Genomic DNA, 12108 nt, shown 5'->3' on the forward strand with positions numbered 1-12108 from the left:
TGCTGGTTTGGTGGGTCCGGGTGGTGGTGCTGCGTGCCACCGCAGTGGCCGGCTTCCGGCTTAGGGCCAGGAACCTTCTTCTTCGTGGCAGATCAGCATTTCCCTGACCTCGCAGCCGGTGGGCTGGTTCAAGGCGAACAGGATGGCCTGGGCGGTGTTGGCGGGATCGTTGAGCCGGGAATCGTCCTGCGGCTTGTATTGCTCTGTCCGGTCGTCGAAGAACCGGGTCTTCATGCCGCCCGGGATCATGGTGGTCACGCCGATTTCGCCTCCGGTTTCCGCGGCCAGCGCGTGGCTGAACCCCACCACGCCGAACTTGGAGGCGCAGTAGGCGGTGGCGTCGGCTACGGCGCGTTTCCCCAGGGTGGAGGCCACGGTGACCACGCGCCCGTGGCTTTCCTTCAGGTAGGGCAGGGCGGCGCGCACGGTGGAAACAGTGCCCATCAGGTTGACGCCGATGACCTTTTCCCATTCGGTGGCTTCGACGTCGGCGAGCTTGCCGCAGCGGTCGATCCCTGCCGCGGTGACCACCGCGTCGAGGCCGCCGAGGGTTTCGGCGGCTTCCCGGACGGCGTGCTCCACGGCCGCGCGGTCCGCGACGTCCACTTCGAACGCCTTGACCCCGGAGATGGTGCTGATGTCGCGGTCCAGGACCACCGGCGTGCCGCCTGAGCGGAGGACGGCGTCGACGACGGCGGCCCCCAGTCCGGAGGCACCTCCGGTGATGAGGACGCGTCCGGGCGTGGTGGCGGCAGTTGCGGTTGGTTCTGCGGTCATGGTGTTCCTTTCAATGGGAAAACGAGGCAAAGGGGAAGTGGTTCAGCTGACCTTGGCGAGCGCGTCCGCCAGGCCGGTGGTGGAGCGGGCGGGGTGGAAGGGAACGGTGAGGCAGCGGCCGCCCCACCTTTCCACCAGGTCGGCCTCGGGCAGGCGGGCTCCCTTGTAGTCGCCGCCCTTGACCCAGATATCGGGGCGGAGCCGGTCCAGGGCGGCTTCCGGGGTGTCCTCATCGAAGACCATCACCGCGTCCACGCATTCCATCGCGAGGAGCAGTTCCGCCCTGTCGTGCTGCCCGATGATGGGACGCTGCGGGCCTTTGAGCCGCCGCACCGAGTCATCCGAGTTCAGGCAAACGATGAGGCAGTCGCCCAGCTCCCGGGCCGCTGCGAGGGACCTGATGTGCCCGGCATGGATCAGGTCGAAGCAGCCGCCAGTGGCCACCACAGTCCCGCCGCTTTCGCGCACGGAACGGGCCAGGAGCAATGGTTCGGTGGTGCGCCGGCCCGGTTCCGGCCCGGCCTTTCCCGGTGCAGCAGCCGTCCCGTCGGGATCGGGCAGCGCCGAAACGCCACCCGCGGCCAGGAAGTCGGCGGCATCGTGCACTGCCAGGGCGGCCGCTTCCGGGAGGTCCCGGCCGGCCAGGAGGTGCACGGCCAGGCTGGCGGCCAGACGGTCGCCGGCCCCGCAGGGGTCGCCGGCTTCCACCCTGGGCGCGGGAACGGCACGGCAAGCGGCTTCGCCCTCCTGCAGCAGGACGGCCCCGTCCCCGCCCCTGGTCACCAGGACGGCACGGCTGCGCCAACGCTCCAGCAGGACCTGCGCCACACCCTCCACGGAGGAAGGACCGTTTCCGGCCGCGGCCTGGACGGCTTTGGTCGCCTCGGAGATGTTCGGCGTCACCACGGCAACCCCGGGGACCGGCTCCGGTCCTGACGGGTGCGGGTCCCACACAATGGGAACCTCACCCGCCAGCCGGCCCAGCAGCGCGCGGAGCCGGGGGTTGGCCGCCAGCCCCCTGCCGTAGTCGGCGACGATGACCACGCCGGCCTGTTCCACCGCGCGCAGCATGGCCGGGCTGACGTCCGGGACCGGTGTCTTTTCGCAGCCCTGGTCGAAGCGGACCACTGGATGCGAACCCGCCCGTACCCTGGTTTTGACGGGTGAAGGGTAGCCGCTGGTCCCCGCCACGAGCTGCACCCCGGTGAGGTGCGCGCGCAGCTGGGTCCCGGCGTCGTCATCCCCCAGGACTGTCACCAGGGTGACGGGCCAGCCGTCCCGGGCCAGCATGCGGGCCACCAGGCCTGCCCCGCCGGCGCGGCGGCGGACCCGTGAGACGTCCACCACCGGGACGGGGGCGTCGGGGCTGAGGCGGGTGGCCTCACCGGAGAGGTCGACGTCGAGCATGACGTCACCCACCACGACGATCCTCATGGCCTGCTCCCTGTGGCCCTGACGGGAACCTGGGCTGGCGTGTGCCGGGCGACTTCAAGGTCGAACGCCCGGCAGATGGCGTGCAGGGCGATCAGGTGCCCTTCCTGGGCGTTGGCGTTCAGTGCGTCGATCATGACGGCCTCTTGGCATGCGTCCGCCAGCGGGTTGGGGCCGGCGCCGGTCAGTGCCCAGGTGGTCACGTTGAGCCGGGCCGCCACCTCGGCCGCCCGCAGCAGGTTGGGGCTCTTGCCGCTGGTGGACAGGAGTATCAGCACGTCGCCGGAGCGGCCATGCGCGCGCACCTGCCGGGCAAAAACGTCGTCGTAGCCGTAGTCGTTGGCGATGGCAGTCAGGGCGGAGGATTCGGCGTGCAGCGAGATGGCGGAGAACGGGACGCGCTCGCTGTCGAAACGGCCCACCAATTCTGCGGTCAGATGTTGGGCCTCCGCCGCGGACCCGCCGTTGCCGGCGGCCAGGAGCCGCTGGCCGCGGAGCAGCCGCTGTGCCAGCTCCACGCCCCAGGCGGCGAGCCGTCCGGACTGGCTGCGCAGCGAGTCCAGCGCCGGAAGCACGTTGTCCAGGTGGGTGCGGACGGCGTCGGCGCTGGCGGGATCAACAAAGGTGGCGCCGGGAAGCAGTGCAGGCAGCGCCGGTGGCGCGGTCAGGGTGCCCAGGCCTGCTTCGCGCAGGGACGGATTTGCAGTCACAGTGCGGCTCCTTCCATCGGGATGACGCCGGCCGGCGCACCGGCCACGGCCAACTGGTAGGCCTTTTCCGTTTCCGCGGCTACCCGGTCCCAGGAGTACCGGGTGCGGGCGCGCTTTTCGCCGGCGCGGCCGAGGTCTTCCCGGAGGGCAGGGTTTTCCAGCAGCAGGGACAGGGCCGACGCGATGGCTTCCGGATCCCGGGGCGGGACGTGCAGCCCGGTGGCGTGGTCCACCACCGTGTCCCGCAGGCCGCCCACCGCCGCGGCCACCACGGGGACGCCGCACGCCATGGCCTCGAGCGGCACGATGCCAAAGGGCTCATACCAGGGGGCGCAGACCACGGCGTCGGCACTGCGGAAGATGCCGGGCATGTCCGCCCGCGGCACCTGCCCCTGCAGCGTCACGTTTCCGGACACGCCCAGTTCCGCGGCAAGGGCCAGCAGGCGGCGGATTTCCGGATCTGCCTGCATCACCGACCTGTCACCGCCACCGCCCACGATCAGGAGTTCGACGTCGTCGAAACCTGCCGCTTTGAGGTACGGGAGCGCACGGATCACCAGGTCCACGCCCTTGCGCGGAACCAGCCGCCCCACCGACAGGATGCGGTAGCGGCGTGTCCTGCCGGCCGCCGGCCCCTCCGGGGAAAAGAAGTTGAGGTCCACACCGCAGGGCGCGATTGAGATCTTTCCGGTGGCGATGCCCATGGCCTTGAGTTCGAAGACCTCATCCGAACAGGTGGCGATGATCCGGTCCGCGGAGCGTCCCACACCCGGCTCCAGCCACCGGCGTTCCTCCGGGCTGGTGTCTTCGGCACCCTGGTGCCTCCGTTTGACCGTGCCCAGGGCGTGGAACGTCTGGAGCATCGGCACTCGGTACCCGGCGTCAGGCCGCCTGGCGGCGTCCAGGGCGGCAAGGCCGGACATCCAGAAGTGTCCGTGAACCACATCCGGCGGGCGCTGCCCCCAGTCCCTGGCCACTCCGTCCGCGAGGTCACCCATGTAGGGCAGCAGTTCGTCCTTGGGCACATGCCGGGCCGGCCCGGCATCCACGTGGACCACTTCCAGGCCGCGTCCCACCCGGACCCGTTCGGGGAGCTCCGTTGCATCCCTGCGGGTGTAGACGGTGACGTGGTGGCCGCGCCTGGCAAGGGCCGCGGACAGCGCGGCAACGTGGACGTTCTGGCCGCCGGCGTCCACCCCGCCCAGTGCCGCCAATGGACTGGCGTGTTCGGAAATCATCGCGATTTTCATGGGGTCTTCCTCTCCCGTGCCGGAACGAGGATCCGCTCGTCCGGGCGATCGTTGACGGAGTGCAGGGGCCGGCTGCGCAGGTCCGCCAGGAGCCCGTCCCAGCGGTCCTGGAACTTGCCCAGGCCGTATCGTTCCAGCGCCGCCTCCCGGGCAGCGAGTCCCCGCCGTCGTGCTTCATCCGGATTGGCCACCAGGCGTTCCGCGCAACGGAGCAGCTCATCCATGTCTGCCGAAACCATCCCGGCTTCCTGGGGCACAGCCCGGGCGGCTTCCGTGGCGGCAAGGACCACCACCGGCATCCCAAGGTGCATGGCCTCCAGGAGGGAGAGCCCCAGCGACGTCCAGCGCATCGGATGGACATAGACGCGGCAGCGGGCAAGTTCCCTGTGCAGTTCAAGGGTTTTGAGGTCGCCCCGGGACGTCAGGCGCGTGTCTTCGATTCCGGTAGCCGCGGCGAGGCTTTCGGTCTTCATGCCGAAGACCTGCAGCGGTGCAACGGAGGCGAAGGCGGGCAGGAGGTCGGTCCCCGTTACCCGGCCGCGCCGGACGGGTTCGTTGACCACCACGCCAAGCTCGGGCAGTTCACCTGTGTAAAGCAGCCCGGGGTCCGGGATCCCGTGCTCGATCACGGTGGTGGGCGCGGCGCCGTTGTCCCAGGCCAGCCGGTTGAAGTGGGTCACGTGCACAACCGGGATGCGGTCCTGGCCAGCGAGCGGGTGGCTGGTGTTCGGGAAATTGCCCTTGGGTGTGTTGTGCTCCACGAACACGGCCGGCAGGTCGACGCCGGGCATCCGGCCCAGGGTCCGCGCCACTTCGTCGATTTCTTCGGGGCGTTGGAGGACGACGGCGTCCACGGCCTCAGCGTCGAGCGTCGCCAGGTCCACCTCCCGCACTGATTCCGGCCAGTCCCTGCCCGCGCGGCCCAACCCCCAGCCCCCACCTCCGGGCAGGACGGGAAGCAGGTACTCGTGCCGGCCGCGGACAAACGCGTCCGTCCAGGAACCGTGGACGTGCCAGAGCAGGATTCTCATCTGTTGCGGGCCTTTCTACGGGTGCTGACGTGCGTGCTGAAGGAACTCACACCACTGATCAGTCGCTCCACCGCTGCCACCACTTCCTCCGGCGACACCGAATCGAGGCAGGGGTGGCCCGGCACCGGGCAAATCCGGGCCCGGGTCATGCGGCAGGGCGCATTCTGGTCCCCCAGAAGTTCCAGCGGAACACCGTAGGGTGCCCACCGGATCGCAGGGACCACGGGGGAAAACAGGCACGCGACAGGCGTGCCCACCGCGGCCGCGAGGTGGGCCGGGCCGGTGTTGCCGCTGATGACCGCATCAGCCCCGGCCATGACGCCCGCCATGGTGGCAAGGTCGGTGCGGCCGCCGAGGTCGAGGGCCGAGGGGCCGGCCACGGTGGCCGTGAGCGACGTCTCGCCGGGACCGCCCGTCACCACCACGCGGTACCCGGCCCCCTGGAGGAGTTCGACGGCGGCAGCATGGTGCAGGGGTGGCCACGCCCTTGCCGGGACGGCCGCCCCCGGGTGGACCACGACGTAGGGTTCGGTGCCCACGAGGGCAGCCACTTCGGCCACGGAGTCTATGCGCAGCTTTCCGTCGTCGCCTGCCGGGAGCCGGAAGCCGGCGGCCTCGGCGATGCCCAGCGCCCGTTCCGCTTCGGGCTGGTCCTCGGGGAAGTCCTCCCCCGGTTTCAGGCGGACGTCAAGCAGCGAACCAGCGTAATCCGTGGAGGCGCCGGTGATGCGCTCCACACCTGCCAGGCGCAGCAGGAGCGCCAGCGGCAGGGGTGACTGGTGGAAGGAGGTGAGGATGACGGCTTCGGTGATGCGGGAATTGCGCACGTATTCGATCAGCCGGTCCGCATGCGCGCCGGTCATCCGCGGCGCCGGATTCATGATCCACGGGCTGTCCCAGCTGTAGACGTCGTCGACCCCCGGGAGCATGGCTGCGGCAGCTTCACCCTGCCGGCCGCACAGCATCACCACGTGGTTGGTGCTGCCGCCGTGCTGGGCGCGGCCGTGGGCCACCGCGCGGACGGCCGGGCCGGAGAGGAGCACATCGCCCATGCTGTCCAGCCGGGCCACCAGGACGCGCCCCATCAGGGCCTCTCCTGCAGCAGGCTCACGGCCGAGGCCAGGTCGGAGGCCACCAGCCGCGCCGCCGCCACCTCCTCGGCTCGGGTCACGGGCGTGGGGACCAGGACTCCGGTGGCACCGGCAGCTTCGGCAGCCCCCACGTCGGCGCCAATGTCCCCAATGAGGGCGGCTTCCGATTCGTGGATCCCAAGTTTGCGGCAGGCGCTGTGCACCATGCCGGGAGCCGGCTTGCGGCAGGAACAGCCGTCCTGGTCCGCGTGGGGGCAGACTTCCCACACATCGAACGGCCCCAGGAGTTCTTCCACCCGGGCGTTGACCTTTGCCACGTCGTCGGCCGAAATCAGGCCGCGGGCTATACCCGATTGGTTGCTGACGACGCCGGTGGCAATTCCGACCGCCCGCAGGCCGTCGAGTACCTCTTTCGCGCCGGCTATCGGCTGTACCTGGCCGGGATCCCCGTTGTAGGGCACATCGACCACCAGGGTTCCGTCCCTGTCGAACAGGACAGCCCGGAGGCTGGACATTTCAGAGCTTCCCATGACCAACCACTTCCCTCCTGCTGTTGCTCCTAAACAAGGCCGCATGCCTTTCGGCCGGCCCCGCGGCGTAGTGGTACCTGTGTTGAACAGGCAAGATAAGGGTCTGAGCCGTGCAGGCGCCGGGACGGATACTTCGTCCCGGCGGTGGAGATCTGCGCAGCTCCGGCCGCTTCGGCTGCCAACCGGTCATGGCAGCCGGGACCGCGGGGCGGGCAGTGTGACTGCTACCGGGTCCGCGTGCCGCCGTGGCGCCGGTCCGCCTGCTGCGCGGCACTACCGGGGTGTCCTGCCCTTAAGGGCCGGTGGAAAGGCGCAACAGTGTTGGCGGGGTGGGCCTGCCGGACTGTGCGGCCCGGCGCTGCATTGTCCGCGGCGCCGTCCATGTCTTCGGCACGGGCGCCTTCCTCCAGCCGGCGCTGCAGTTCCACCAGCACCTTGGCCAGGCGGCGGGAAACCTGCATCTGGGACATACCCAGCCGCTTCCCGAGCTGCACCTGGGTTTCCTCGCAGAAGTAGCGCCGGTACAGGAGCTCACGGTCCGAATCGTTCAGGTCCTGCATGGCGTCGCGAAGGCAGGACAGTTCTTCAAGGCGCTCCAGCGGTGTCTCGGGGCAGGCCAGTACCTCGCCGATGGACGGTGCATCCGAGTTGGGGTTGACCGCGTCCAGGGAATCGGGGTGCATGCTGCTGGACGCCGACATGGCCTCCTGCACCTCGGCCGGATCGCTTCCCAGTTCGCTGGCCAGCTCCGTCACGCTGGGATTCCTTCCCAGCGACTGGGTCAACTCCGGCTCGGCCCGGAACAGCCGGGTCCTCAGGTCCTGGATATGGCGCGGCGGGCGCACGACCCAGGTCCGGTCGCGGAGGTACCGTTTGAGTTCCCCGGTGATGGTGGGCGCGGCGTAGGCGGGGAAACTTTCACCCTTGGCCTGGTCGAAGCCACGGGCTGCCTTGACCAGGCCCAGATAGGCCACCTGGTTCAGGTCTGCCCGCTCCCTGCCGCGGGCTTCAAAGCGTGCAGCAAGGGCTTCTGCAAGGTCCAGGTATTTGAGGACCAGGTCGTTTTCGAACGTCTCCCGAAGCCGCCCGGAGGGGGCAGGAGGCGTGTGGTTTTGTGCTGGTACCGGCTGATGGTGGTGGACGGGCGCAGCGTCCACGGCAAGTGCGGCGAAGGATTCGGGCATGAGTGTTGGGTTCCCTCGGTCTGGTTCCGAAAGCCTGCGGCAAGACTTAGAAGTAGGAAATCATAAGCTTGCTTATAAAACAATGCTCCTCCGCTATAAGCTCGGAAAGTAGGGGGAACCGGATCGAGCCGCCAAGGAGTCTTAGTCATGCGCATCGCCATTACCGGAGCCAGCGGAAACGCGGGGACAGCGCTGCTGCGCAACCTGCAGGGCCGGCTCGCCAGGAAGCCCGGCAGCCTGCAACTGGTGGGAATCAGCCGCAGGCTTCCCGATACGTCCAGAGACGCCTACCGTGGCGTGCAGTGGCACACCCTCGATGTAGGACTGGAGCGGGACATGCCCCTGCTGGAAGCGGCACTGGCCGGGGTTGACGCGGTGGTCCACTTGGCGTGGCAGATCCAGCCCAACCGCGATCTTGACCTGTTGCACCGGACCAATGTCACGGGGACCAGGAACGTCCTGGAGGCTGCGGCACGCGCGGGAGTCAAGCAGGTTGTCTGCGCCTCCTCGGTGGGCGCCTACAGCGCGTCCGGCAAGGACCAGAGGCGGGACGAGTCATGGCCGGCGGGTGGAATGGCCGGCTCACATTACAGCCGGCACAAGGCCGAGCAGGAGAAGCTCCTGGATGCATTCATGGCCGCCCACCCGGACATCGCCGTCGCAAGGCTGCGGCCTGCGCTGATCTTCCAAGGGCAGGCGGGCGCTGAAATTGGCAGGTACTTCCTTGGCCGTGCCCTGTCCCGGCTGGTGCCGCGCAGGCCATGGCTGCCCATACTGCCGGTTCCGGACAACCTGGTTTTCCAGGCAGTCCATGCGGACGATGTCGCAGAGGCCTATTGGCGGGCAGTTGACCAGCGCGCCAGTGGAGCCTTCAATATTGCGGCCGAGCCGGTCCTGACGCCCCAGGAACTGGGGCGCATCCTTGGGGCGAAGCGAATCCTGCCCATCCCCATGCGGCTGCTCCACGCAGTAGTGGACCTCACCTGGCGGGCCGGGCTTCAGCCTACCGATGCCGGATGGGTGGAGATGGCGGCCGGCGCCCCCATCATGGACACCAGCCGCGCGGAACGCATCCTGGACTGGGAGCCGAAGGTGTCATCGATCGATGCCGTCAGGGAACTGCTCGCGGGCATGGGAACGGGGGAAGGAGTCAGTCCTTCCCCCGTCCTCAAACCCCGGCAGTAATTCACGATTCGATTAGATGCCGGCGCCCTGGTCGCCGTCACGGTCATCCCGTACGCCATGCCCCGCGGCGGCATCCCTGGCCTCCGCTTGGCGCCGCCGCCCCGGCTCTGCCTCCGGAGTCCCGTCGGCTGCACCAGCGGCGGGGATGTCATGGTGCCCGCCAAGGCCACGTCCAGCGTCTGCGCGCCCATCGTCAGCAAAGACCGGCTCACCGCGTGAACCGGTTCCAATATCCGCGGCAGGACCCGCCCCGGACGCACTGGGCTCAGCGTGGCCCATCCCCGCGTTCGCATCACGCCGGGCGCCATAGGCCTCGGTGCGGTCCTGCCGGGCGTCGTGTATTACGCGGCGATCCTGTCCGGCGTCGGGCGCTTCGGAACGGTCCGCCGCGGCGCCATACCCCTGGTGCCGGTCCTGTCCGGCGTCGTGCATGTCGCGCCCGCCCATCCCGGCGTCCTGAACATCTTGTCCGCCCATCCCGGCGTCGCGCATTTCCCGGCGACCCGCCCCGGCGTCCTGGACATCGTGACGATCATGCCCGGCATCCATTCCGTCGCGGCGTTCTTCCCGGGCGTCTTGCACCACGCGGGCGTCCTGCCGGGTGCCGTCAGGACCGACGTCGGGATCAAGCTCGTCCGCCTTCCGGGTATGGCTGGCAACGTCACCCCGCAAGGACTGGGCTTCCTGGCTGCGCTGTTCAGCTTCTTTTTGCAGCCGCGCCGCGTCGACTTTGGCCTGCTCGGCGTCCGCCCGGGCCCGGATGGCTTTCGCTTCACGCTCGCGGGCATCGATTTCCATGTTCTCGGCTTCGCGCCGGATCTCGGCGGCCTTCTCCCGGTGTTCCTGGTCCCGCTTTTCCTGCATTGCCTTCCGGCGCCTGCCTCCGGCCAGGAGCAGCAGCACGATCAGCGCCACCACAACAACGGCAACTACAACCCATACCCATGGAGCTGTGTCCACGTTTCCCACCACTTTCCACTTCGTTGTGACCGGGCAGGCCCTCGCCTTCCGGCTGACATTTTTGGAACGGTTATAACTCGCTTAGCAAGGGTACTTACCTTTCATTAGTAATCATGCTTATCATTTTACGGCCAGTATTGCTGGTTCTTGATCAACAACCGGCCTTCTTGGAAAGAGAGCGAAGATGACAGAGAACCAATGGCCCCAGGATCCCGCCTACACGGCTCCGCCGGCCAATACAGGAATCCCCGGCGAGCGGGAGCCCGCCACCTTCCCCTCGACGGCTGCTCCCCTGGGGGGCGACAGCCAGGCTGGTGACCCCTACGGCTCCTCCCGCAAGGATGCAGCCAAGGAAGAAGCAGCTGATGTAGCCCGTACCGCAGCGGGGTCCGCGCAGAATGTGGCCCAGACCGCGAAGGGTGAGGCTGCGAACGTTGCGCATGAGGCGAAGGCCAATGCGCAGGACCTGCTGAGCCAGGCGAAGTCAGGCCTGACCAGCCAGGCAGGGACCCAGCAGCAGAAGGCTGCCGAGGGCATCCGCAACATCTCGACCCAGCTGCACAGCATGGCCAGCGCCCCGGACCAGCAGGGCATGGCCGGTGACCTGGTCCGCCAGGCGGCGGAACGCACCTCCTCGATGGCCACGTGGCTGGAAAACCGGGAACCTGGCGACCTCCTCAACGAGGTCCAGCGCTTCGCCCGTAACAAGCCCGGAACCTTCCTGCTCCTCGCCGCCGGCGCCGGCGTCCTGGCCGGCCGCCTCACCCGCGGCCTCACCGCAGGCCCGCCCGAAGCATCGACGTCCACAGCTGCCGGCACCGGTGCCGGCAGCCGGTACTCGGCCAGTACTTACGGCGACCAGTACAACCAGTCGTACCCGGTAGCGGGTGGAACGGTTCCTCCCCCGCCGGTCCAGCTTCCCGGCCCGGCCACCACCACGGCGGGTTACGACGGCGGAGCTCCCGGCAGCAGCTACCCTGAGTCGGCAGGGGCGGCCAGCGGCCTGGACAGCCCGCAACTCGTGGAAGAGCCCTGGTCAGGAAACCAGCTCTCGGACGACCCGCTCCGTGACCGCGCCCTCGCCGACGACCCCATGGCAAACGATCCCCTCACCCAGGACCGCACCCGGGGCGGCCAGACGGGTGGTCTGTGATGAGTAGCCAGATTCCGGAGCCGCCGCCCAGCGCGGCGCATGTGAAAGCGGATAACGCCTCCCTCGGCGACCTGCTCGGTGACGTGACCCGGGACCTGTCCACCCTGATGCGCCAGGAAGTGGAACTGGCCAAAGCCGAACTCAAACAAACCACCACCCGCGCAGGCAAGGGCGCCGGCATGCTCGCCGGCGCCGGGATCGGCGGACACTTCGTCCTGCTCTTCCTCTCCCTGGCCCTGATGTGGGCCCTGGGCGCCATCATGGCCCTGGGCTGGGCCGCGCTGATCGTCGCCGTCATCTGGGCCATCATCGCCGCGGTCCTGGCCTCCACCGGCCGGAAGGAACTCCAGCAGATCAAGGGCCTGCCCCAAACCGGGGAAACCCTCTCAGAAATACCCCCCACCCTCAAACCAGGCGAGGTAAACCGATGAGCGATAACCCCGACGCTATCCGCGCAGACATAGAAGCCACCCGGGCACGCCTGGGCACCAACGTCGACGCCGTGGCCGACAAAGTCACCCCGTCCAACATCGTCCACCGCCAAACCGACAAGGTCCGCGACGCCGTGACCGGGGTGAAGGAGAAAATCATGGGAGCAGCAGACCACGCCACCACAACAGTCCACGACACCGCCACCACCGGGACCGGACACACCACCAACGCCATGCACACCGCCGGCGACAACCTCCACCAGGCCACCGACACCGTCCAGGCCAAACTCTCCGACGCCGGCCAGGCCGTCTCCCACGCCCCGGACCAGGTCAAAGCCAAAACCGCCGGGAACCCCCTGGCCGCCGGGCTCATCG

Annotated in this window: 13 protein-coding genes; 4 read left to right on the top strand and 9 right to left on the bottom strand. The window is 68.7% G+C overall.

What is annotated here, in order from left to right:
* Positions 1–60: 60 nt before the first annotated feature.
* The 8 genes from AC1DIP_RS12125 to AC1DIP_RS12160 all read right to left on the bottom strand — a co-directional run bounded on the left by AC1DIP_RS12125 (position 61) and on the right by AC1DIP_RS12160 (position 8004).
* A complete protein-coding gene (locus AC1DIP_RS12125; protein WP_477733870.1) occupies positions 61–777 on the bottom strand; it encodes an SDR family oxidoreductase in 717 nt (238 codons plus the stop codon).
* A gap of 42 nt (positions 778–819) precedes the next feature.
* Positions 820–2211: a PfkB family carbohydrate kinase gene (locus AC1DIP_RS12130; protein WP_477733871.1), complete on the bottom strand. Its 1392-nt coding sequence runs from the start codon at positions 2209–2211 to the stop codon at positions 820–822.
* Entirely contained in the window at positions 2208–2918 is a 711-nt protein-coding gene (locus AC1DIP_RS12135; RefSeq protein ID WP_476208883.1) for an SIS domain-containing protein, read from the bottom strand. Before AC1DIP_RS12135 ends, AC1DIP_RS12130 begins: the two co-directional genes overlap by 4 nt.
* Positions 2915–4168 carry a glycosyltransferase gene (locus tag AC1DIP_RS12140; RefSeq protein ID WP_477733872.1) on the bottom strand — a complete coding sequence of 418 codons (1254 nt, stop codon included), beginning with the start codon at positions 4166–4168 and terminating at the stop codon, positions 2915–2917. Before AC1DIP_RS12140 ends, AC1DIP_RS12135 begins: the two co-directional genes overlap by 4 nt.
* Positions 4165–5199, bottom strand: a complete 1035-nt coding sequence (locus AC1DIP_RS12145; protein ID WP_477733873.1) for a glycosyltransferase — start codon at positions 5197–5199, stop codon at positions 4165–4167. The genes AC1DIP_RS12140 and AC1DIP_RS12145 overlap by 4 nt, the downstream gene beginning before the upstream one ends.
* Positions 5196–6284, bottom strand: coding sequence for a glycosyltransferase family 9 protein (locus tag AC1DIP_RS12150; protein ID WP_476208878.1), 1089 nt, complete (start codon positions 6282–6284; stop codon positions 5196–5198). Before AC1DIP_RS12150 ends, AC1DIP_RS12145 begins: the two co-directional genes overlap by 4 nt.
* Positions 6284–6820 (bottom strand): HAD-IIIA family hydrolase, encoded by a 537-nt coding sequence (locus AC1DIP_RS12155; RefSeq protein WP_476208877.1) that lies wholly within the window; start codon positions 6818–6820, stop codon positions 6284–6286. Before AC1DIP_RS12155 ends, AC1DIP_RS12150 begins: the two co-directional genes overlap by 1 nt.
* A gap of 224 nt (positions 6821–7044) precedes the next feature.
* Positions 7045–8004 carry a sigma-70 family RNA polymerase sigma factor gene (locus tag AC1DIP_RS12160; RefSeq protein WP_476208875.1) on the bottom strand — a complete coding sequence of 320 codons (960 nt, stop codon included), beginning with the start codon at positions 8002–8004 and terminating at the stop codon, positions 7045–7047.
* A gap of 147 nt (positions 8005–8151) precedes the next feature.
* Between AC1DIP_RS12160 and AC1DIP_RS12165 the strand changes: the two genes are divergently transcribed.
* Positions 8152–9189: an NAD-dependent epimerase/dehydratase family protein gene (locus AC1DIP_RS12165; RefSeq protein ID WP_476208873.1), complete on the top strand. Its 1038-nt coding sequence runs from the start codon at positions 8152–8154 to the stop codon at positions 9187–9189.
* A gap of 12 nt (positions 9190–9201) precedes the next feature.
* Here AC1DIP_RS12165 and ccmD read toward each other — a convergent pair whose 3' ends face one another.
* Positions 9202–10149, bottom strand: coding sequence for a heme exporter protein CcmD (gene ccmD / locus AC1DIP_RS12170; protein WP_476208871.1), 948 nt, complete (start codon positions 10147–10149; stop codon positions 9202–9204).
* A gap of 184 nt (positions 10150–10333) precedes the next feature.
* Here ccmD and AC1DIP_RS12175 point away from each other — a divergent pair, with 184 nt between their 5' ends.
* The 3 genes from AC1DIP_RS12175 to AC1DIP_RS12185 form a co-directional block, all read left to right on the top strand.
* The gene (locus tag AC1DIP_RS12175) at positions 10334–11302 is read left to right on the top strand and encodes a hypothetical protein (RefSeq protein ID WP_476208870.1); all 969 of its coding nucleotides are present in this window, start codon (positions 10334–10336) and stop codon (positions 11300–11302) included.
* Positions 11302–11733: a phage holin family protein gene (locus AC1DIP_RS12180; RefSeq protein ID WP_476208869.1), complete on the top strand. Its 432-nt coding sequence runs from the start codon at positions 11302–11304 to the stop codon at positions 11731–11733. The genes AC1DIP_RS12175 and AC1DIP_RS12180 overlap by 1 nt, the downstream gene beginning before the upstream one ends.
* Positions 11730–12108: DUF3618 domain-containing protein (locus AC1DIP_RS12185; protein ID WP_477733874.1), on the top strand; the 379-nt coding region annotated here is incomplete at its 3' end. The genes AC1DIP_RS12180 and AC1DIP_RS12185, both read left to right, overlap by 4 nt.

The organism is Pseudarthrobacter sp. 05T312 (genome assembly GCF_056396685.1).